Origin of the sequence: Pseudomonas sp. 2024-210 (assembly GCF_045062345.1) — a bacterium.
Lineage (GTDB): Bacteria > Pseudomonadota > Gammaproteobacteria > Pseudomonadales > Pseudomonadaceae > Aquipseudomonas.
Window position 1 is genome coordinate 204,961 of record NZ_JBJGEJ010000001.1, and the last position, 20,474, is coordinate 225,434.

A 20,474-nucleotide genomic window follows, 5' to 3' on the forward strand; every position below is an offset into this window, starting at 1 on the left:
AGCCCCGTCATCAGAGCCCGGAACCCATGCTTTTGCCTTCCCCCTGGCGCGCTGACTTTCCAGCCATCGCCGCCATGCAACGTCAGGACCAGACCTATCTGGACAACGCTGCAACCTCGCAAAAACCCCAAGCCCTGCTCGACGCACTGATGCACTACTACGCCAATGGCGCAGCCAATGTGCACCGGGCCCAACACCTGCCGGGTGCTCTGGCGACCCAGGCCTTTGAAAACACCCGCCATAAGGTGGCGCGATGGCTTAATGCTGGCGACAGCGGACAGGTTGTTTTCACCAGCGGTGCTACATCAGCCCTCAATCTTCTGGCCTATGGCCTGGAGCACCTTTTCAATCCGGGCGATGAGATCGTTATCAGCGCCCTGGAGCACCATGCCAACCTGCTGCCGTGGCAACAACTGGCACTGCGTAAAGGGTTGGCGCTGGTGGTTTTACCACTGGACAGCGACGGCACCATTGACATTGAGGCCGCTGCACGACTGATCACCTCACGCACCCGCGTACTCGCCGTTAGCCAATTGTCCAACGTGCTCGGCGTGTGGCAGCCACTGCACGCATTGCTGGCACTGGCCAAAGCGCATAACGCAATCACCGTCGTCGATGGCGCACAAGGCATCGTCCACGGCCGCCATGACGTGCAAGCGCTAGGGTGTGATTTTTATGTATTTTCCAGCCACAAACTGTACGGCCCCGACGGGCTGGGCGTGCTGTTTGGCCGACATGACGCATTGAGTCGTTTGAAGCATTGGCAATATGGCGGCGAGATGGTGCAAGACGCCGACTACCAGCACGCGACCTTTCGTCCGGCCCCGCTGGGCTTTGAAGCGGGTACACCGCCCATTGCCAGCGTTATTGGTTTGGGGGCGACCTTAAGTTACCTGGACAGCCTCAATCCAATCGCCGTTGAAGCCCATGAAGCCGCCCTGCACACCTTGCTGCTCGATGGCTTGAAACAGCGCAAAGGCATTCGTTTGCTCGGCTCTGCGCACGTCGCACTGGTGAGTTTTGTCGTTGAGGGCGTACACAATGCTGACGTTGCCCACCTGCTGACAGAGCAAGGTATTGCCGTGCGGGCTGGACATCACTGCGCCATGCCGCTACTGAAAAGCCTGGGGCTGGCCGGGGCTATACGTGTCTCACTGGCGCTGTACAACGACTCAAGCGACGTGGAGCGCTTCTTTGATGCACTCGACAAAGCGCTGGAGCTGCTGCAATGACGTTGCCTGCCCAAGCCCAAGCGGCGCTGGACAGCTTTGCAAGCTGCACCAGTTGGGAGCAACGTGCACGCCTGCTGATGCAATGGGGCCAGCGTTTACCGGAACTTGATGAGCGCGACAAGAACGAAGCTAACCGCGTGCATGGCTGTGAAAGCCAGGTGTGGCTGGTGGGTAAGTTCAAAGACGGCCACTGGCAGTTTGCTGCCAGTAGCGATGCCCGGCTGATTCGTGGGCTTGTGGCGCTGCTGCTGGCACGGGTCAATGGCTTGAGTACACACGAGTTGAAGCAGGTTGATTTGCCAGACTGGTTCGACCAACTGGGCTTGAGCCGCCAGCTTTCGCCTTCGCGCAGCAACGGGCTGAATGCCGTTTTGCAGCGGATGCGGGAATTGGCATTGAGCTGAAAGCCCCTCACCCCAACCCTCTCCCAAAGGGAGAGGGGGCTGATTGGGGGATGCCGTTAATCGAAGGTCTCTCCCCTCTCCCTCCTCCCAAAGGGCATAGGAATCTACTCATCTTTGATGAATGACCAATAACTCGAGTGGGAGGGTGGCCGAGCTTTTGATTTGTTTTTGATCTAAGGCGCCCCGTTAAACCACGCTGGCCGCAGGCGGGTATTGCGCAGTGGGTAACCCGGCAGGACGCCGGGTTAGCCGCGACACGGCCATGGATGGCCGATCGCGGCGGGCCCACGGAGCAATGCCTGCGTGCGGGCATGCCGAGCCACAGCGAGGCACCGAGTGGAGGGGCAGGGACCTTTTGGTTCCTTTTGGGTCCTTCCAAAAGGGACGCGCCGTAAGGGCGCAACCTTGAGTAGGCCTTACCGCAGCAACGGATATGTACCCAGCCCCGAAGCGTTCCAATCGCGAGCAAGCACGCTCCCAGCAAGGGCTAATGCATCGCTTCAGCGTTGTGCCCAAAGTAAAAGAGGGCTAATTGAGGGGTGTTGAAAATGTATGTTCGACTCGACAGTTCAGGTCGACGAATCCGTTGGAACAACGCGGTCTGTCCCCTCTCCCTCTGGGAGAGGGTTAGGGTGAGGGCTTTGCTTGGCCTTAACCTTCTCTGATGGCCGCCGCACGCCCGCCACGATCTTGTCCACCGCCTTGGTCGCCGCGACCATGCCAAACGTAGCCGTCACCATCATCACCGCACCAAACCCGCCAGCACAGTCCAGCTTCACACCGTCCCCGACAAAACTCTTCTGCAAGCAGATACTGCCGTCCGGCTTGGGATAGCGCAGTTGCTCGGTCGAAAACACGCACGGCACGCTGTAATGTCGAGTCACCGTGCGTGAAAAACCATAATCACGGCGCAACGTTGAACGCACTTTCGAAGCCAGTGGATCATTGAACGTGCGGTTCAGGTCACACACCTGAATCAGTGTCGGGTCAATTTGCCCGCCCGCACCACCGGTCGTAATGATCTGAATCTTGCGGCGCTTGCACCAGGCAATCAGCGCTGCCTTGGCATTGACGCTGTCGATGCAGTCAATCACACAATCCATATCCGGGGTGATGTACTCAGCCATGGTCTCGCGGGTCACAAAGTCCGCCACCGCATGCACGGTGCATTCGGGATTGATCTGACGCAGACGCTCAGCCATCACTTCGACTTTGTCCCGACCAATGGTCGAGCTCAGTGCGTGCAATTGCCGATTGCTGTTGCTGACGCACACATCGTCCAGATCAAACAGCGAAATTTCGCCAACGCCGCAACGGGCTATCGCTTCAGCCGCCCACGACCCAACGCCGCCTACACCCACGATCGCGACATGCGCGGCTTTCAAGCGTGCCAGGCCTTCAATGCCATATAACCGGGCTACACCGGCAAACCTCGGATCTTCTGTACTCATGCGCATCACCCTAAAACCGGCGCGCATTATAGGGGGACTACATAGCATTGAGTACTTTTCCTACGAAGCCTGCTTTAATAACCCTCAAAGTTAAAAGAAAAAAGCTACAAGCAGTCGACTGAGATGTTTAGGCAGCTTCGATAACCCTCTCTGGGTCAGACTCCACGTGCTGTACGCTGGGTCAAAGCGCAGTGTAGGATGCGCGCCGCTTGGTCTTTGCCGAACGATCTTCGTTCCACTCCCTTTGGAACCCGAAATAGTTATGTCATCGCGTAAATTTGGACTCAACCTAGTGGTGGTGCTTGCCATCGCTGCACTCTTCACGGGCTTCTGGGCGCTGATCAATCGCCCGGTTTCAGCGCCCAACTGGCCCGATCAGATCTCCGGTTTTTCGTACTCGCCATTCCAGCAAGGCCAGTACCCACAGAAAGACCAATACCCATCCGACGAGGAGATGCGTCGTGACCTGGAGATCATGAGCAAACTCACCGATAACATTCGTACCTACTCGGTAGACGGCACCTTGGGTGATATTCCCAAACTGGCCGAAGAGTTCGGTTTACGGGTGACTATTGGTATTTGGATCAGTCCGGATAAAGAACGCAACGAGCGCGAAATTCAGAAGGCCATTGAACTCGCCAACAACTCACGCAGCGTGGTGCGAGTTGTGGTCGGTAACGAAGCGTTGTTCCGTGAAGAAATCACGCCAGAAGAGCTGATCGAGGTGCTGGATCGTGTGCGGGCCGCCGTCAAAGTCCCCGTGACCACCTCCGAGCAATGGCACATCTGGGAAAAATACCCGCAGCTGGCCAATCACGTTGACCTCATTGCCGCGCACATCCTGCCGTACTGGGAATTTATTCCCATGGAAGAAGCAGGCGAGTTCGTCTTGGACCGGGCGCGCGACTTGAAAAAAATGTTCCCGAAAAAACCACTGCTTCTTTCGGAGGTTGGCTGGCCAAGCAATGGCCGCATGCGCGGTGGTGCAGATGCGACCCAGGCCGACCAGGCCATTTATCTGCGCACACTGGTCAACACACTGAACCGTCGTGGCTACAACTACTTCGTGATCGAAGCCTTTGACCAACCCTGGAAGGCCAGTGATGAAGGCTCCGTGGGCGCTTACTGGGGCGTATACAACGCAGCACGCCAGCAAAAATTCAATTTTGAAGGCCCGGTGGTCGCTATTCCACAATGGCGAGTACTGGCGATTGGCTCGGCCGTTATGGGCCTGTTATCTCTGGCCTTGCTACTGATCGACGGTTCTGCACTGCGCCAGCGTGGCCGTACCTTCCTGACCTTCACCGCCTTTCTGTGCGGCTCGGCATTGGTCTGGATTGCGTACGACTACAGCCAGCAATACAGCACATGGTTCAGCTTGACGGTGGGTATCCTGCTGGGTCTAGGGGCATTCGGGGTGTTTATCGTCTTGCTGACAGAGGCCCACGAACTGGCTGAAGCGGTATGGATTCGCAAGCGTCGCCGAGAGTTTCTACCCGTCGAAAGCGACGACGCTTATCGCCCGAAAGTCTCGATCCACGTGCCGTGCTACAACGAGCCGCCGGAAATGGTCAAACAGACCCTGGATGCACTGGCGAACCTCGATTATCCGGACTTCGAAGTGTTGATTATCGACAACAACACGAAAGACCCGGCCGTGTGGGAACCGGTGCGCGACTACTGCGCCACACTGGGCCCGCGTTTCAAGTTCTTCCATGTGGCACCCCTGGCTGGTTTCAAGGGCGGCGCGCTGAACTACCTGATCCCGCACACCGCGCCAGACGCCGAAGTGATTGCCGTGATCGACTCAGACTACTGCGTTGATCGCAACTGGCTCAAGCACATGGTGCCGCACTTCGCGGACCCGAAAATCGCCATTGTGCAATCGCCTCAGGACTATCGCGATCACAACGAAAGCACGTTTAAAAAGCTGTGCTATTCGGAATACCGAGGCTTTTTCCATATTGGTATGGTGACCCGCAACGACCGCGACGCGATTATTCAACACGGCACCATGACCATGACCCGTCGCTCTGTGCTTGAAGAGCTTGGCTGGGCGGACTGGTGCATCTGTGAAGACGCCGAATTGGGTCTGCGCGTCTTTGAAAAAGGCTATTCCGCTGCCTATTCCCACAATAGCTACGGCAAAGGGTTGATGCCCGATACCTTTATCGACTTCAAGAAGCAGCGTTTCCGCTGGGCCTACGGTGCTATTCAGATCATCAAGCGACACACCTCCAGCCTCATATTCGGTAAAGATTCCGAACTGACACGAGGCCAGCGCTACCACTTCCTCGCGGGCTGGCTACCGTGGATTGCTGACGGCATGAATATCTTCTTCACCATAGGTGCCTTACTGTGGTCAGCGGCCATGATCATCGTGCCAACGCGGGTAGATCCGCCGTTGCTGATCTTTGCAATTCCGCCTTTGGCGCTGTTTGTCTTCAAGGTCGGCAAGATCATCTTCCTGTACCGTCGCGCTGTAGGGGTTAACCTCAAAGACGCGTTTGCAGCGGCACTGGCAGGGCTCGCGTTGTCGCATACCATCGCCAAAGCCGTTCTGTATGGCTTCTTCACCAGCAGCATTCCGTTCTTTCGCACACCCAAGAACGCCGATAACCACGGCTTTTGGGTTGCCATTTCGGAAGCCCGCGAAGAAGTGTTCATCATGCTCTTGCTGTGGGGCGCGGCCTTGGGGATCTTCTTCGTCCAAGGTCTGCCGAGCAATGACATGCGCTTCTGGGTGGTGATGCTGCTGGTGCAATCGCTGCCGTATCTGGCCGCGCTGATCATGGCCTTTATGTCGTCGTTGCCCAAACCGGTGGAAGCACCTGAGCAGCACCCCGCGACATAAATTGACCGCAACCACTAAACGGCGGCCTGTGGCCGCCGTTTTGCTTTAAGATAACCGCCCTTTTGTGCCCTGCCCGCCCGCACTTGACCCGCTTCGGAGCTCATACCATGACGGCCCACGCCGACCTTTCGCCGACCCTGCAACTTGCCTGCGATCTGATCCGTCGCCCTTCAGTGACGCCCATCGACGCCGATTGCCAGAAGCTGATGATGCAGCGTCTGGGTGATGCAGGCTTTAAGCTGGAGCCCATGCGCATTGAAGACGTCGATAATTTTTGGGCCACCCACGGCAAGCACGACGGCCCTGTACTGTGCTTCGCAGGCCACACCGACGTGGTACCAACCGGCCCGGTTCAAGCCTGGCAGAACGACCCGTTTGACGCGCTGATCGACGAAAACGGCATGCTCTGTGGCCGTGGGGCCGCCGACATGAAAGGCAGCTTGGCGGCCATGCTGGTCGCCGCAGAACGGTTCGTCGCTGATTACCCGGACCACAAAGGTTCGGTCGCGTTTCTGATTACCAGCGACGAAGAAGGCCCGGCGCATCACGGCACAAAAGCCGTGGTCGAACGCTTTGCTGCGCGCAACGAGCGTCTGGACTGGTGCATCGTCGGCGAACCCTCGAGCACCACCCTGGTGGGCGACGTGGTCAAAAACGGCCGCCGTGGTTCCCTGGGCGCCAAGCTCACCGTTCGTGGCATTCAGGGCCATGTGGCCTACCCGCACCTGGCCAAAAACCCGATTCATCTGGCGGCTCCTGCGCTGGCCGAACTGGCTGCCGAGCATTGGGACAACGGCAATGCGTTCTTCCCGCCGACCAGCTTCCAGATATCCAACCTTAACTCCGGCACGGGCGCGACCAATGTCATTCCCGGCGACCTGGTGGCAGTGTTCAACTTCCGCTTCTCGACCGAATCCACCGTTGAAGGCTTACAACAGCGTGTCGCTGACATCCTCGACAAGCACGGTCTGGACTGGCACATCGAGTGGGCGCTGTCTGGCCTGCCCTTTCTAACCGAGCCGGGTGCCCTGCTGGACGCGGTTTCGCAGAGCATCAAGCAGGTCACGGGCCGCGAAACCCAGGCCTCCACCAGTGGCGGCACCTCAGACGGGCGCTTTATCGCAACCTTAGGCACGCAAGTGGTAGAGCTGGGGCCTGTCAATGCCACCATCCACCAAGTCAACGAGCGGGTGCTGGCCAGCGATCTCGATGTGCTGACCGAGATCTATTACCAAACCCTGATCAAGTTGCTCGCCTGATGCTTGCCTGTCCCATTTGCAGTGAGCCTCTGAGCGCGGTGGAAAACGGCGTTGTCTGCCGGGCCGGCCATCGCTTTGACCGTGCGCGTCAGGGTTACCTGAACCTGTTGCCGGTGCAGCACAAAAACAGCCGCGATCCGGGCGATAACCAGGCGATGGTCGAAGCCCGTCGCGACTTCCTCAACGCGGGCCATTACGCCCCGGTGGCCAAGCGCCTGGCCGAACTGGCCGCCGAGCGCGCACCCCAGCGCTGGCTTGATATCGGGTGTGGCGAAGGGTATTACACCGCTCAAGTGGCCCAAGCCTTGCCCAACGCCGATGGCTACGCACTGGATATTTCCCGCGAGGCGGTCAAACGTGCCTGCAAGCGCAACCCGCACCTGACCTGGTTGATCGCCAGTATGGCCCGAGTGCCTTTGGCGGATGCCAGTTGCCAGTTTCTGGCCAGTGTTTTCAGCCCGCTGGACTGGCTCGAAGCCAAGCGCTTGCTCAGCACCGGTGGCGGTTTGATGCGTGTAGGCCCGACTCGCGGTCACTTGATGGAATTGCGCGAGCGTTTGTACGACGAAGTACGTGAGTACGCCGATGACAAGCACTTGGCGTTAGTCCCCGAAGGCATGCAGTTGCAACACAGCGAAACACTGGAGTTCACGCTGAGCTTGAGCGAACCTCAGGATCGCGCCAACCTGCTGGCCATGACGCCACACGGCTGGCGTGCCAGCGCAGAACGTCGCGCGCAAGTGATCGAACACCCGCAGCCTTTAGTGGTGACGGTCTCGATGCGCTACGATTACTTCGTTCTTCAATAACCTATTTACGGCCTGCGGCACACGCCGCAGACCCGACGAATCCGCGAATGGATTTTTCAGACACGCAGTGAGGACATCCATGCGCCAGCCCGATATCGAGATTTACCTGAAAGAGGCTAAGTCTGGTCACGAACACGTTGTTAAATGGCTTTCTGAGGCCCTCGGCCCTTGTAAACCCTGGGAGAAAAAGGGGCAGGTGTGGAAATGCACCGCAGGCGGCATACCGGTTACCTGGATGCCCAACGCCGTGGGCAAATGGAACAGTTTGTACCTGGAAAGTGACCAAACGCCTTGGGACGATGACATCGCCTGCGCTCAAGCTGCATTCAAAGCGCTAAACGTCGAAGTGCGTTGTGCACCGGGCACATGGGAAGAGGAGCAAGGTGAAGCAGACGCCGATCGCTGGATCCGCATCAGCGAGGATGGCCAGGAAGAAATCACCTGGAAAACCAATTCCTGAGAGGTCACCCATTCTGTAGTCGCTGCCACAGGCTGCGAAAGGACCAAAGGCCTTCATAGGGCTGCTTCGCCCCTTTCGCAGCCTGAGGCAACGACTAGAGGTTTTGCTTACAGCCCTACCACATCATCCGCTTGCAAACCTTTTTCACCCGTCACCTGGGTGTACTCCACCTGCTGACCTTCAGCCAGAGAACGATGGCCTTCGCCGCGAATAGCACGGTAATGCACGAACACATCGCCGCCACTTTCGCCCTGAATAAACCCGTAGCCCTTGGCGTCATTGAACCATTTCACACTGCCTGTCAAACGCGTAGCCATAGATCACTTCCCCCTTTTTGTTATTAATTGGGCGCATTAATGGCCCGTTAAGAACTTTCGCTAGAACTTACCTTTTTCAAATCAGGTCTTACACTGCATAGCGAAAGAGCTTCGAGTATAAGTCAGCCCGAAAAACACTCAATCAATATTACTTCGCTGCTTTTTTGCCGATTTTCCAGAGATACGGCACACTACCGGGCCGAGTCAATGCTCGTAAAATCCACTCACGCAGAAGCCGTATGACCCGTTCCCCTTTCCGCCGCCTTGTATTTGGCGCTCTGCGTCGCTTGCTGTACCTGTGGGTGCGCTCAGAGACGATCAATCAATCGTCCTTGTCCCTCAATCTGGATCGCAGCCGGCCCGTTTTCTACGTCTTGCAATCACCCTCCATCACGGAGCTGGCAGTGGTCGACACCGAGTGCACCAAAGTCGGTTTACCGCGTCCGGTACTGCCCGTTTCCGTTGGCCCGATGATGGAGCCCGCTGCGTTCTTTTACCTGACCCCCGAACCCGATTGGGTGGGACGTCAAGACAAGCGCGGAGCCCCGCCCACTCTGACCCGCCTGGTCGATGGCCTGACCCAGAACCCGGCCGAAGATGCGCAAATCATCCCGGTCAGTGTGTTCTGGGGCCAATCGCCCGACAGCGAGTCCAGCCCGTGGAAATTGCTGTTTGCCGACAGTTGGGCCGTCACCGGGCGTCTGCGTCGCTTGCTGCGCATTCTGATTCTGGGTCGAAAAACCCGTGTGCAGTTTTCAGCGCCCATTCATTTGCGCGAGCTGGTCGACCTCAATAAAGGCCACGAGCGCACCGTGCGCATGGCCCAACGTATTTTGCGGGTGCACTTTCGCAACCTCAAAACCGCCACCATCGGGCCCGACCTGTCTCATCGCCGCAATCTGGTCAAAGGGTTGATCAACGAACCCTCAGTGCGCCAGGCGATTCTCGATGAGGCCCAGCGCGAGAACATTTCGCCTGAAAAAGCCCGCGCCCAGGCACTGCGCTACGCCAATGAAATTGCCTCGGACTACACCTACACCGCCATCCGATTTTTTGAAGTGGTGCTGAGCTGGTTCTGGAACAAGATTTACGACGGGGTCAAGCTCAACCACATCGAGGGCGTACAGAATGTCGCTCAAGGCCACGAAATCGTCTATGTGCCCTGCCACCGCAGCCATATCGACTACCTGCTGCTGTCCTACCTGCTTTTTCGCAACGGCCTGACCCCGCCGCATATCGCCGCGGGGATCAACCTGAACATGCCCGTCGTGGGGCCTTTGCTACGCCGCGGCGGAGCGTTTTTCATGCGCCGCACATTCAAGGGCAATCCGCTGTACACCTCGGTGTTCAACGAATACATGCATACCCTGTTCACCAAAGGCTTTCCGGTGGAGTACTTCGTCGAAGGCGGCAGGTCGCGCACAGGTCGAATGCTGCAACCCAAAACCGGCATGCTGGCGATCACCGTGCGCAGTTACTTGCGCTCGTCGCGCATGCCCATTGTCTTTGTGCCGGTCTATATCGGGTATGAGCGCGTGCTCGAAGGTCGCACGTATCTGGGCGAACTACGCGGAGCAAGCAAGAAGAAAGAATCGATATTCGACATGTTCAAGGTCCTCGGCGCACTCAAACAAAAGTTTGGTCAGGTCGCCGTCAACTTTGGCGAGCCGATCAAGCTCGCCGATTTCCTGGACAACGAGCAGCCGGACTGGCGCCAGCAGGAACTTGCCCCGCTGTATCGCCCGCAGTGGTTGAACGCCACCACCCATCGTCTGGGTGAGAAAGTTGCACAAAAGCTCAACGAAGCCGCCGCTATCAACCCGGTCAATCTGGTGGCACTGGCATTGCTGTCCACCAGTAAACTGGCACTTGATGACCGGGCCATGGCGCGCGTTCTGGATCTATACCTGGCCCTCTTGCGTCGCGTACCTTACTCGCCATACACCACATTGCCTGAAGGCGATGGCCGGGCGCTGATTGAACACGTAAAAGGCATGGACTTGCTCTCGGAACAGAGCGATGCACTGGGCAAGATCCTGTATCTGGATGAGCAAAACGCGGTTCTGATGACCTATTACCGCAACAACGTGCTGCATATCTTTGCCTTGCCATCGTTGCTCTCAAGCTTCTTCCAGAGCGCATCGCGCATGACCCGCGAACAAATCCTGCGCTACACCCATGCGCTGTACCCGTACCTGCAATCGGAGCTGTTTATTCGCTGGTCGCGCGAGGAGCTTGATGGTGTGGTCGATCAATGGTTAGAAGCCTTTGTCGAACAAGGGTTGTTACGTTTTGAAGGCGAGGTCTACCTGCGCCCCGCACCAAGCTCACGCCATTTCGTGTTGCTGACGCTGCTGTCTAAAAGCATTGCTCAAACCCTGCAACGCTTCTACATGGCCATCTCGCTGTTGCTCAACAGCGGCCAAAACACCTTGAGTGCTGAAGAGCTGGAAGACCTGTGCACGATGATGGCCCAGCGCTTGTCGATCCTGCACGGCCTCAATGCGCCCGAGTTCTTCGATAAAAGCCTGTTCCGGCACTTTATCGAAACATTGCTTGAAGAGGATGTGTTGCGTCGTGATGCCAACGGTAAGTTGAGTTACCACGAGATGTTGGGGGAGTTGGCCGAAGGGGCTGCCAAACGTGTACTGCCTGCCGAGATTCGCCTGTCGATCCGTCAAGTGGCCTTGCACCGCAGCGAAGATGCGGCGGACCAACCTGAAAACGTCGGATAAGGAGCCAGTCTACATTCGGACAAATCTGCAAAGACGCATGGAAGCGTCTCTTGCTGATTTACCCTTCCAAACAGTCGCTAGTCTTGAATGCATGCCGGTTGTATTGGCATACATCCATTTGATTAATAGAGATAAGGACATCTTTCATGACCCAACAAAACAATTCTGGCGTGCACGCTGGCAACAACATCAAGCCAGACGCTGACAACGGCGGCGTCCATGGTGGCAACGGCATCAAGCCAGACATCAGCAACGATGGCATTCACGGCGGCAACAGCATCAAGCCAGCATCTGGCAGCTTTGGCACTTTGACCGCCACTTCCCAAAAACAGGCTATCGATAATCCGGTAATCACCATCAGCATTGGTGAAATCAAACTGTCGGTATTCGCCACCGCCTGACCCACCCATAAATCGGAGCACGTCAAATGGGCAGCGCCCTTTGGCTTGTTGATGTATTTATCCTCATACCAATCGTCAATGACGGTGCTGACAGAACTTCATGGTAAAAACCTTTTCTGAATAAAGTGCACACTATCTGCGCCAGAAAACGGAGAAGTAGATCCCATGAAAAAAATTCTTTTGCTCGGACTGACGGTATTGCTCGGAGCTTGTAGCACGATGAACACGTCTCCCCACGCCACACTGGATGGCGAAGTGTATTACCTGGAACGTATTGGCCTGCCGACTACAGCCACCCTGGAAGTAAGCCTTCAGGATGTCTCTCTGGCCGATGCACCTGCGGTGACGCTGGCCAAGCAAAGCGGCCAGATAAAAGGCCAGATCCCGCTACCCTTCCACCTGACCTATGACCCTGCCGAAATCAAGCCGGGCCATCGATATGCGATCAGCGCACGAATCGAAAACAATGGCCGCCTGTTGTTTATCAACACCGAACACAACGGTGTCGATCTCAATGCCAAGTCATTGCAACCGATTCGGGTGCGCGTCAATCCAGTCGCCAACTGACTGCACCTGGGCTCCCTCACCCCAACCCTCTCCCAAAGGGAGAGGGGGCCTGATCTCGGAAGTGGCGCAAATCTGCTTTCAGCTTTAGACCCCTCTCCCTCCGGGGAGGGAGCTTGATCTCAGGTGAACTATTAATCTGCTTTTGCTTTCATCCCCTCTCCCTCCGGGAGAGGGCTAGGGTGAGGGGGCGTTTTCTCTAAAGCTTCTTCACTCTGAACCACGCCGCGTACAGCGCTGGCAAAAACAGCAACGTCAGCGCTGTCGCCACGATCAACCCCCCCATAATTGCCACCGCCATCGGCCCGAAGAATACGCTGCGTGACAACGGAATCATCGCCAGCACCGCCGCCAGTGCGGTCAGCACTATCGGCCGGAATCGGCGCACCGTCGCTTCGATAATAGCTTGCCAGGTATCCAGTCCCGCGGCTTTATCCTGCTCGATCTGGTCAACCAGAATCACCGAGTTGCGCATGATCATTCCCGACAGGGCAATGGTGCCTAGCATCGCGACAAAGCCAAAGGGCTTATCGAACAGCAACAGGAACAACGTCACCCCGATCAAGCCTAATGGAGCGGTTAGAAACACCATGACCATGCGCGAGAAGCTGCGCAGTTGCACCATCAACAAGGTCAGCACCACCACGATAAACAACGGCACGCCCGCTTTTACCGAGTCCTGCCCCCGCGTGGAATCTTCAACCGTGCCACCCACTTCGAGCAAATAGCCATCAGGCAGTTCGGCACGCACGTCTTCAAGGGTTGGCAATATTTGCGCGACCAGTGTCGCCGGCTGCTCCTTGCCATAAATATCGGCGCGCACGGTCACCGTAGGCAGCCGATTGCGGTGCCAGATAACGCCGTCTTCAAAACCATATTCCAGTGTCGCAATTTGCGATAACGCTACGCTCTGCCCATTGTCGGTCGGCACCGACAGACTCGGCAGTAACGACAACTCCGTGCGCTCATGAGCCGTGCCGCGCAACAAAATCTCGATCAACTCGTTATCTTCCCGGTACTGGCTGACCCTAGAGCCAAGCAGCGTGCTTTGCAGGAAACTCGATACCTGTTGCGTACTCACGCCCAAGGCTCGCGCCCGATCCTGATCGATATTGAGGTACACCACCTTGCTCGGCTCTTCCCAGTCCAGGTGCACATTGACCACATGCGGGTTCTTACGGACGTTGACCGCCACCTTGCGCGCCAAGGCCCGCACCTCCTCGATATGCTCACCCGTGACCCGAAACTGAACCGGGTAACCCACAGGCGGACCATTTTCCAGACGTGTCACGCGCGAACGAACACCCGGGAATTGCTCGTTCAGGGTTTCAATCAACCAGGTGCGCAGACTTTCTCGGTCTTCAATAGTCTTGGCCAGCACCACAAACTGGGCAAAGCTGGCCGCCGGCAATTGCTGATCCAGCGGCAGGTAATACCGGGGTGAGCCGGTGCCCGCATAGGCCACGTAGTTGACGATACCGGGATGGTCTTTGAGAAGACGTTCAAGGTGCTTGACCTGCTCCGTGGTGTGACTCAATGAGGCGCCTTCGGCCAGCTTCAAATCCACCATCAGTTCCAGTCGGCTCGACGCCGGGAAGAACTGCTGCGGGACTAACTTGAACAGCATCACCGAGCCCATAAACAAGCACACGGTCAGCACTATCACCGTCTTGCGCCGCCGTACACACCATTCCACCAGCCGTCGAATACGCTGGTAAAACGGCGTCGTGTACGGGTCTGGAAGGCCCGCCCCCGTCCCGTGTTTTTGTGCATGCTGCTTGGCCAGATCAGGCAACAACAGAGCGCCCAGATACGGCACAAACACCACGGCGGCAATCCACGATGCCAACAGCGCAATGGTCACTACCTGGAAAATCGAACGCGTGTACTCGCCAGTGCTCGATTGCGCCATTGCAATCGGCAAAAAGCCCGCCGCCGTGATCAGCGTGCCGGTCAGCATCGGGAACGCCGTGCTGGTCCATGCAAAGCTTGCCGCCTTGAGCCGGTCGTAGCCCTGCTCCATTTTGATCGCCATCATTTCAACCGCAATGATCGCGTCATCGACCAACAAGCCCAGCGCCAGCACCAGCGCACCCAACGAAATTTTGTGCAAGCCAATGCCAAAATAATGCATCGTGGCAAAGGTCATCGCCAACACCAACGGGATGGTCAGCGCAACCACCATGCCCGTGCGTACACCCAACGAGAAAAAACTCACCAGCAAAACAATGGCCAGTGCTTCCACCAGCACCTGAACGAATTCACTCACACTGGTTTTCACCGCTGCCGGCTGATCCGACACTTTGCTCAACACCATCCCGGCCGGCAAGTGTCTCTTGACCCGTTCAAACTCGGCTTCCAGCGCCTTGCCCAGCACCAGAATATCGCCACCGTCTTTCATCGCCACGGCCAGGCCGATGGCGTCATTGCCCATAAAGCGCATGCGCGGTGCCGGTGGATCAGTGAAACCACGACGCACATCGGCCACGTCACTGATGCGCAGCGTTCGCTCACCCACGCGAATCGGGAAACGCTCGATCTCCTCTACTGTTTTGAAATTGCCGCTGACCCGCAATTGCACGCGATCGGTTGGCGTCTCAAAAAAACCCGCTGTTGATACGGCGTTCTGCTCTTCTAGGGCTTTTTGAACGGCTGCTAACGGCACACCCAACGTCGCGAGCTTAAGGTTGGACAGCTCGACCCATATTTTTTCGTCTTGCAGCCCCAGTAGCTCTACCTTGCCAACGTCCTTGACCCGTTGCAGCTGGATCTGGATACGCTCGGCATAGTCTTTGAGCACTGCATAGTCATAGCCTTCACCACTCAAGCTGTAGAGGTTGCCGAACGTAGTACCGAATTCATCATTGAAAAATGGCCCCTGGATATCCGGCGGCAAGGTCTGACGGATATCACTGATTTTTTTGCGTAGTTGGTACCAGAGCGTTGGTACCTCGCCCGCGTGCATTGAATCGCGGGCGATAAAGGTGACTTGCGACTCACCAGGGCGCGAGAACGACACGATGTGCTGGTACTCGCCCGTCTCCATCAGCTTCTTTTCAATGCGTTCAGTGACTTGCCGTGAGACTTCCTCTGCCGTGGCTCCGGGCCATAGCGTACGAATGACCATGGCTTTGAACGTGAACGGAGGGTCTTCGCTTTGGCCTAGTTTGGTATAGGAAATGCCGCCGACAATGGCCAACAACAGCATCAGAAACAGCACGATCTGGCGATTGCGCAGCGCCCAGGCGGAGAGGTTGAAACCCATCAGGCTTACTCCTTGGCCGCCACGTTGATCGTTCGGTTGGAGCGATCAATCGGTCGCACCTCCTGCCCTGGGTGCAACACATGCACACCTGCAGCCACGATCCAGTCGTCAGCATTGATACCTTTGAGCACCGGTACACGCTTCTCGCCAAACGGCCCGACCTGTACCGGCACCTGCTCCAGCGTATTGCCCTTGGTGATACGCCAGACATACGTCGCGCCATTTTCCGCACTCAAGGCAGACAACGGCACCGATAAAGCGCTGGCCCCTTCGCCCTGTATGTAGACACGGGCACTTTGCCCCAGCTCAGCAGGTACTTTGCCTGCCTGGAAGGCGATACGAGCGGCAAATGTTCTCGATCTAGGATCTGCCGAAGGTGACAGCTCACGAATACGGCCACTGAAATTCTGGCCGGGCTGAGACCACAGTTCTACAGAAACAGGCATCCCTAGTTTGAAGCGTGCGAAATCCTGCTCAGGCAAGCTGATCAGTACCTCACGCTCACCATCGGCCGCCAAGGTAAACACGGTCTGCCCGGCGGCCACCACCTGCCCGACTTCGACCTGACGCTGTGCGATGACGCCATCTTGAGGGGCGCGCAACACGGCATAACTGGCCTGATTGCTGGCCACATCCTGTTCAGCCCTGAGCTGCTGGAGCTTGGCTTCACCGGATCGGTAAAGGTTTTCGGCGTTGTCGAACTGCGACCGGCTGACCATCTGACGATCGAGCAAGGTCTTGTAACGATCACGCTCTGCACGCACCAGATTCAAATTGGCCTGACCCGCCGCAACCTGCGCGCGGGTCGCTTGCAACTGCAAGCGCACATCTTGCGGGTCCAGTTCTGCCAAGGGTTGATCAGCCTTGACCCGCTCCCCCTCGTCGACCAGTCGCCGGGTGACTTTACCGCCGATGCGAAAAGCCAATTGCGGGTCGAAACGTGCGCGCACCTCGCCGGGATAGCTTTGACTGGCCAATGCTGAAGGTTGCGGTTGCACCACCAACACCGGGCTGATGCTGACGTGAACTGGCTCCTCTTGCCCGCACGCGGTTAACAGAAACACCAAAAAGACAGGCACGGCGCGGAGCAAGGCGTGGCGCAACATGGGGATGACCTTTCGCAAATAGGGCTTGGAATATTTATACTGCGCGGCATGTTATTAATACCAAACTCACCAGTCCACTAATAAACAGAAATGTCTGACAATCCTTTATCCCCCAGTGCAGCCGGGCGCCCCAAGGACATGGCAAAACGCCAGTTAATCCTTGAAGCGGCTAAATCTCTCTTCCTGAGCAAAGGCTTTGCCAGCACCAGCATGGACGCGGTCGCTGGCCTTGCGGGGGTTTCAAAACTCACGGTGTACAGCCATTTCTCCGACAAGGAGACGCTGTTCTCGGCGGCGATCATGGCCAAGTGTTCTGAGCAGTTACCGGAGTTGTTTTTTGAGTTACCTGCAGGTGCGCCGATTGAATCAGCGCTGTTAAACATTGGCCGCGGGTTTTACACACTGATCAACAGTGAGGATTCACTGAACCTGCATCGGCTGATGATGACCCTGGGCAGTCAAGACCCGAAGCTGTCACACATTTTCTTTGAAGCCGGGCCTGAGCGGGTCGTGCTTGAGATGGAGCGTTTGCTGAGCAAGATTCACCTGACGGGTGAGTTGCAGATTGAAAAGCCCCTCAATGCGGCGGAGCATTTCTTTTGCCTGATCAAAGGCGGCCCAAACTTTCGCCTGCTGTATGGCCATGGTGAACCTTTAAGCGCAGAGGCTGGCGAGGCGCATGTGCGGGATGTGGTGGGGATGTTTATGCGGGCTTATCGACCGGTTTGAAACCGCATCGTGCGCGGCCCTCACCCCAGCCCTCTCCCAGAGGGAGAGGGGGCTTATCCACGATGATCGTTCGGCCGCGTGCGGTCAGTCCCCTCTCCCTCCGGGAGAGGGAGCTGATTGGCGGAGTTGCGAAGACCTGCTCTTGCCTTTAGTCCCCTCTCCCTCCGGGAGAGGGCTAGGGTGAGGGGCTTTAAGGCTTCAGCGCTTTTTTCGGGTAAATATCGTAACGACTCGATTTACCATCCAGTGCATGGCTCGGCTTGGGCCCGGCAATACACGGCGCCTTGCGCGGTCGTTTCACCACAACCCGATGACTCGCCAAGGCCAATGCAGCCTCAAGCAACGCCGGCGCATCGTTGTCATCCCCCACCAAGGGCCTGAACAGACGCATTTCTTTCTTCACCAATGCCGTTTTCTCACGGTGCGGAAACATTGGGTCAAGGTAGATCACCTGGGGCGGCTCGCCTTCCCAGTTGCGCATCACGTCAATCGAGTTGCCTTTGAGCAAATGCATGCGCGACACAATCGGCGCCACCTCTCTGTCATCCAGCCCGCGCGCCAGGCCATCCTCCAGCAACGCACCGATCAAGGGCTGACGCTCAATCAGGCTCATCTCGCAGCCCAGACTGGCCAACACAAAAGCGTCTTTACCCAAGCCCGCTGTGGCGTCCAGCACCCGCGGGCGAACGCCTTGCTGAATACCCACAGCTTTGGCAATCATTTGCCCGGTGCCGCCGCCAAACAATCGACGATGAGCCGCACCGCCTTCGACAAAATCGACCCGCACCGGGCCCGGCGCATCGGGGCCCAGTTGTTGCAACTGCAAACCTTGCTCCCCGACCTGCAACGCAAAGTCGGCGTGCGCCTCGTCCAAGGGCAGAACCAGACGTTCAGCCCACTGCTCGGCCAAGGCCTGATACGCCTCGCCCAATGCTTCGACTTTGATGCGACAGCCCGCTGCTTGCTCAATCATCTAAAAACACGCTCAAAAATTTAATGATCGGCAAACGCTGCCGATAAATGAAATATCCGGCATTTTGCCAGAGCTGGGCGTCGACCGAGAGCTATGTCAGACATTCATTGCACTTCTATTGGCTTTATCGCCCCGATTGGCGACTTTGGCCGGCACAATTCGCAAATCACGGGCAGCGTCAATCACCTGTGGAGAGACTTCTACGCCCAGGCGATGGCCGAGCACGGGACTGTCCAAGATGGAGCGGCGACGGGCAACGAACCATTGGCCGCGGACGACAACGTTGAGCCTAAGGGCGGCAGTGAGGTGCTGGGCACTATCGTGACCCAGCGTCAGTGCGAGGTGCAGGACACAGAGCTGCAACCACCTGAAGCCTTGTTTTTACCCATCGCTGAGCTTGAGCTGGATTTGTTACCACCACCTGCCACGCCCTGGCCACCCGAAGACATTATCGAGCAACAACGTCAGCAGGATTTCACCACTACCTGGGTACGCCCCATCGTAATGGCTTTCGGTCATCCTCTGCCTGATCCCGGCCCGGCTCCTGAGCCTCGTCCGTTACACCTGCCCATTGCCGAGTTCGAGCTGGATTTACTCGACAAAGCCGCCGAGCCGTTCGACCCACTGACCCTGATCGAACAGCAACGGGCAATGGACTTCGATATGGGCTGGGCACGCCCCTTGATCATCAACAACCTGCGTTTGGCGGCCTAAAGCAGCCCCAACTGCTCGCTCGTTTGCGGTGGGGACAATTGGGGTAACGCGGGCAACCCGGGTAATCGATCGCTCAACTGCTGATGGAAACGTCGCGCCAACTCCGGTGCCCGTTGATTATCGGGGGTGTGCAGAAATACGTAAGGGGTACGCCCCTCTTCAATCCAGCCCGCTACTTTTTCAACCCATGGGATTAAATACGGATCATTGGCCTCCAGCTCCGGCCGACCAATAAAGCGCACTTGCGGAAAATTCGTGAAAGCGGCCGGACGTGGCGGCACTCTGGGTTTTTTCGCTTGGGCGTGAAGCACGGCGGGGTCGGCTGAAGTGCAACTGAACAGCGCCCGTGGATCAAGGCAAATGCGTTCGACCCCACGCTCCATCAGCAATCGGTTAAGCCGCTTTTCGGCCTCGCCCCTGGCAAAGAACTCCGGGTGACGCACTTCAATGGCCAAGGGTCGCTCAAGAGCGTCTATAAAGCTCACCAGCTCGGCCAACCGCTGCGGCCCGAAACTGGCCGGGAGCTGTAGCCAAAGTGGCGCTACACGCTCTCCCAAGGGCTGCAACAACTGAAGGAAATCTTGCGCGGCATGAAGGTGCTGGCGTAAGTCACCCCCATGGCTGATATCCCGGGGGAATTTTGCGGTAAACCGAAAGTGCTCCGGCACGCTTTGCACCCAACGCGCCACCGTGGCAGGTGCAGGACGGGCATAGAAGGTCGTGTTGCCTTCCACCGCATTGAAGACTTGCGCGTACAGACTTAAAAAATCGGCTGGGCGGGCATTGTGCGGGTAAAGGCCTTCGCGCCAGGCGTTTTCACTCCAGGACGGGCAACCGAGGTAATAAGGCAGATGGGCATCATTCATGCGTTCAAATGTACAGGTCCAACCCCAGCACTTCTATTTCCCAATCGACAAAACCTGCCGTCGTCAGGTAGCTGGCCAATGCGCTGGCCGCATTTTTGCTCATGCCGCGCTGGAAAATCATGTCTTGTGAGCGCACGGGGAGCTGACTGGCACGCTCGCCCGAAGCTGACGACCGAGTGGCCTGGGGTGCACTTTCAACCGCCGTGTCTGGGTCGTCCACCGGCTCATCAATCAGCGTTTGGCCTGTACGCGGCTTGCGCTTGATGGGGTAAGACTGAGAGGAAAAGCCGTCTATGCGCATGACTGCATGCTCGGGAGCGATAACGGCAATTTAG

At 57.2% G+C, this 20,474-nt stretch carries 17 protein-coding genes and 1 pseudogene; 11 read left to right on the forward strand and 7 right to left on the reverse strand.

Going from position 1 to position 20,474, the window contains the following annotated elements; genetic code table 11:
• Nucleotides 1-26 precede the first annotated feature (26 nt).
• Nucleotides 27-1,232 carry an aminotransferase class V-fold PLP-dependent enzyme gene (locus ACI7MX_RS00975; RefSeq protein ID WP_405586203.1) on the forward strand — a complete coding sequence of 402 codons (1,206 nt, stop codon included), beginning with the start codon at nucleotides 27-29 and terminating at the stop codon, nucleotides 1,230-1,232.
• Nucleotides 1,229-1,636 (forward strand): SufE family protein, encoded by a 408-nt coding sequence (locus ACI7MX_RS00980; protein ID WP_314486259.1) that lies wholly within the window; start codon nucleotides 1,229-1,231, stop codon nucleotides 1,634-1,636. The genes ACI7MX_RS00975 and ACI7MX_RS00980 overlap by 4 nt, the downstream gene beginning before the upstream one ends.
• 650 nt (nucleotides 1,637-2,286) lie before the next feature.
• Here the strand turns inward: ACI7MX_RS00980 and tcdA are convergent.
• Nucleotides 2,287-3,087 (reverse strand): annotated as a pseudogene (gene tcdA, locus ACI7MX_RS00985) (tRNA cyclic N6-threonylcarbamoyladenosine(37) synthase TcdA); the annotation flags it as partial.
• Between the two features lie 262 nt (nucleotides 3,088-3,349).
• Here tcdA and ACI7MX_RS00990 point away from each other — a divergent pair.
• The 4 genes from ACI7MX_RS00990 to ACI7MX_RS01005 all read left to right on the forward strand — a co-directional run bounded on the left by ACI7MX_RS00990 (nucleotide 3,350) and on the right by ACI7MX_RS01005 (nucleotide 8,469).
• Nucleotides 3,350-5,941 (forward strand): glycosyltransferase, encoded by a 2,592-nt coding sequence (locus ACI7MX_RS00990; protein ID WP_405586199.1) that lies wholly within the window; start codon nucleotides 3,350-3,352, stop codon nucleotides 5,939-5,941.
• 107 nt (nucleotides 5,942-6,048) lie between these two features.
• Entirely contained in the window at nucleotides 6,049-7,200 is a 1,152-nt protein-coding gene (dapE, locus tag ACI7MX_RS00995) for a succinyl-diaminopimelate desuccinylase (RefSeq protein WP_122782434.1), read from the forward strand.
• Nucleotides 7,200-8,009 (forward strand): putative RNA methyltransferase, encoded by an 810-nt coding sequence (locus ACI7MX_RS01000; protein ID WP_405586195.1) that lies wholly within the window; start codon nucleotides 7,200-7,202, stop codon nucleotides 8,007-8,009. Before dapE ends, ACI7MX_RS01000 begins: the two co-directional genes overlap by 1 nt.
• Before the next feature lie 79 nt (nucleotides 8,010-8,088).
• Complete coding sequence (locus tag ACI7MX_RS01005) at nucleotides 8,089-8,469, forward strand: hypothetical protein (RefSeq protein WP_314486268.1); 381 nt, start codon at nucleotides 8,089-8,091, stop codon at nucleotides 8,467-8,469.
• A 107-nt stretch (nucleotides 8,470-8,576) separates the two neighbouring features.
• On the opposite strand, the gene ACI7MX_RS01010 is transcribed toward ACI7MX_RS01005, so the two are convergent.
• Nucleotides 8,577-8,786, reverse strand: coding sequence for a cold-shock protein (locus tag ACI7MX_RS01010; RefSeq protein ID WP_122782437.1), 210 nt, complete (start codon nucleotides 8,784-8,786; stop codon nucleotides 8,577-8,579).
• A 239-nt stretch (nucleotides 8,787-9,025) separates the two neighbouring features.
• Here ACI7MX_RS01010 and plsB point away from each other — a divergent pair, with 239 nt between their 5' ends.
• The 3 genes from plsB to ACI7MX_RS01025 all read left to right on the forward strand — a co-directional run bounded on the left by plsB (nucleotide 9,026) and on the right by ACI7MX_RS01025 (nucleotide 12,489).
• Nucleotides 9,026-11,521: a glycerol-3-phosphate 1-O-acyltransferase PlsB gene (gene plsB / locus ACI7MX_RS01015; protein ID WP_314486271.1), complete on the forward strand. Its 2,496-nt coding sequence runs from the start codon at nucleotides 9,026-9,028 to the stop codon at nucleotides 11,519-11,521.
• Between the two features lie 146 nt (nucleotides 11,522-11,667).
• Nucleotides 11,668-11,922 carry a hypothetical protein gene (locus tag ACI7MX_RS01020; protein ID WP_405586190.1) on the forward strand — a complete coding sequence of 85 codons (255 nt, stop codon included), beginning with the start codon at nucleotides 11,668-11,670 and terminating at the stop codon, nucleotides 11,920-11,922.
• A gap of 165 nt (nucleotides 11,923-12,087) precedes the next feature.
• A complete protein-coding gene (locus ACI7MX_RS01025; RefSeq protein ID WP_314486273.1) occupies nucleotides 12,088-12,489 on the forward strand; it encodes a YbaY family lipoprotein in 402 nt (133 codons plus the stop codon).
• A 196-nt stretch (nucleotides 12,490-12,685) separates the two neighbouring features.
• Here ACI7MX_RS01025 and ACI7MX_RS01030 read toward each other — a convergent pair whose 3' ends face one another.
• Both ACI7MX_RS01030 and ACI7MX_RS01035 read right to left on the reverse strand, forming a co-directional pair.
• On the reverse strand, nucleotides 12,686-15,751 hold the full coding sequence (locus ACI7MX_RS01030) for an efflux RND transporter permease subunit (RefSeq protein ID WP_405586187.1): 3,066 nt from the start codon (nucleotides 15,749-15,751) through the stop codon (nucleotides 12,686-12,688).
• 5 nt (nucleotides 15,752-15,756) lie between these two features.
• Nucleotides 15,757-16,857 (reverse strand): efflux RND transporter periplasmic adaptor subunit, encoded by a 1,101-nt coding sequence (locus ACI7MX_RS01035; protein WP_405586184.1) that lies wholly within the window; start codon nucleotides 16,855-16,857, stop codon nucleotides 15,757-15,759.
• A 90-nt stretch (nucleotides 16,858-16,947) separates the two neighbouring features.
• Here ACI7MX_RS01035 and ACI7MX_RS01040 point away from each other — a divergent pair, with 90 nt between their 5' ends.
• On the forward strand, nucleotides 16,948-17,586 hold the full coding sequence (locus ACI7MX_RS01040; RefSeq protein ID WP_314486277.1) for a TetR/AcrR family transcriptional regulator: 639 nt from the start codon (nucleotides 16,948-16,950) through the stop codon (nucleotides 17,584-17,586).
• Nucleotides 17,587-17,776: 190 nt separating this feature from the next.
• On the opposite strand, the gene ACI7MX_RS01045 is transcribed toward ACI7MX_RS01040, so the two are convergent.
• On the reverse strand, nucleotides 17,777-18,559 hold the full coding sequence (locus ACI7MX_RS01045; protein WP_314486279.1) for a class I SAM-dependent methyltransferase: 783 nt from the start codon (nucleotides 18,557-18,559) through the stop codon (nucleotides 17,777-17,779).
• 93 nt (nucleotides 18,560-18,652) lie between these two features.
• Here ACI7MX_RS01045 and ACI7MX_RS01050 point away from each other — a divergent pair, with 93 nt between their 5' ends.
• The gene (locus ACI7MX_RS01050; protein ID WP_314486281.1) at nucleotides 18,653-19,273 is read left to right on the forward strand and encodes an energy transducer TonB; all 621 of its coding nucleotides are present in this window, start codon (nucleotides 18,653-18,655) and stop codon (nucleotides 19,271-19,273) included.
• On the opposite strand, the gene ACI7MX_RS01055 is transcribed toward ACI7MX_RS01050, so the two are convergent.
• A complete protein-coding gene (locus ACI7MX_RS01055; protein ID WP_314486283.1) occupies nucleotides 19,270-20,139 on the reverse strand; it encodes a DUF72 domain-containing protein in 870 nt (289 codons plus the stop codon). The two genes, ACI7MX_RS01050 and ACI7MX_RS01055, sit on opposite strands and share 4 nt — an antisense overlap.
• 4 nt (nucleotides 20,140-20,143) lie before the next feature.
• Entirely contained in the window at nucleotides 20,144-20,440 is a 297-nt protein-coding gene (locus ACI7MX_RS01060; RefSeq protein ID WP_405586179.1) for a hypothetical protein, read from the reverse strand.
• Between the last annotated feature and the right edge of the window lie 34 nt (nucleotides 20,441-20,474).

Excerpts from the sequence above, each read along its gene's own strand:
- ACI7MX_RS00975 (WP_405586203.1), top strand. The coding sequence starts at position 27 with ATGCTTTTGCCTTCCCCCTGGCGCGCTGACTTTCCAGCCATCGCCGCC.
- ACI7MX_RS00980 (WP_314486259.1), top strand. The coding sequence starts at position 1,229 with ATGACGTTGCCTGCCCAAGCCCAAGCGGCGCTGGACAGCTTTGCAAGC.
- ACI7MX_RS00990 (WP_405586199.1), top strand. The coding sequence starts at position 3,350 with ATGTCATCGCGTAAATTTGGACTCAACCTAGTGGTGGTGCTTGCCATC.
- dapE (WP_122782434.1), top strand. The coding sequence starts at position 6,049 with ATGACGGCCCACGCCGACCTTTCGCCGACCCTGCAACTTGCCTGCGAT.
- ACI7MX_RS01000 (WP_405586195.1), top strand. The coding sequence starts at position 7,200 with ATGCTTGCCTGTCCCATTTGCAGTGAGCCTCTGAGCGCGGTGGAAAAC.
- ACI7MX_RS01005 (WP_314486268.1), top strand. The coding sequence starts at position 8,089 with ATGCGCCAGCCCGATATCGAGATTTACCTGAAAGAGGCTAAGTCTGGT.
- ACI7MX_RS01010 (WP_122782437.1), bottom strand. The coding sequence starts at position 8,786 with ATGGCTACGCGTTTGACAGGCAGTGTGAAATGGTTCAATGACGCCAAG.
- plsB (WP_314486271.1), top strand. The coding sequence starts at position 9,026 with ATGACCCGTTCCCCTTTCCGCCGCCTTGTATTTGGCGCTCTGCGTCGC.
- ACI7MX_RS01020 (WP_405586190.1), top strand. The coding sequence starts at position 11,668 with ATGACCCAACAAAACAATTCTGGCGTGCACGCTGGCAACAACATCAAG.
- ACI7MX_RS01025 (WP_314486273.1), top strand. The coding sequence starts at position 12,088 with ATGAAAAAAATTCTTTTGCTCGGACTGACGGTATTGCTCGGAGCTTGT.
- ACI7MX_RS01030 (WP_405586187.1), bottom strand. The coding sequence starts at position 15,751 with ATGGGTTTCAACCTCTCCGCCTGGGCGCTGCGCAATCGCCAGATCGTG.
- ACI7MX_RS01035 (WP_405586184.1), bottom strand. The coding sequence starts at position 16,857 with ATGTTGCGCCACGCCTTGCTCCGCGCCGTGCCTGTCTTTTTGGTGTTT.
- ACI7MX_RS01040 (WP_314486277.1), top strand. The coding sequence starts at position 16,948 with ATGTCTGACAATCCTTTATCCCCCAGTGCAGCCGGGCGCCCCAAGGAC.
- ACI7MX_RS01045 (WP_314486279.1), bottom strand. The coding sequence starts at position 18,559 with ATGATTGAGCAAGCAGCGGGCTGTCGCATCAAAGTCGAAGCATTGGGC.
- ACI7MX_RS01050 (WP_314486281.1), top strand. The coding sequence starts at position 18,653 with ATGTCAGACATTCATTGCACTTCTATTGGCTTTATCGCCCCGATTGGC.
- ACI7MX_RS01055 (WP_314486283.1), bottom strand. The coding sequence starts at position 20,139 with ATGAATGATGCCCATCTGCCTTATTACCTCGGTTGCCCGTCCTGGAGT.
- ACI7MX_RS01060 (WP_405586179.1), bottom strand. The coding sequence starts at position 20,440 with ATGCGCATAGACGGCTTTTCCTCTCAGTCTTACCCCATCAAGCGCAAG.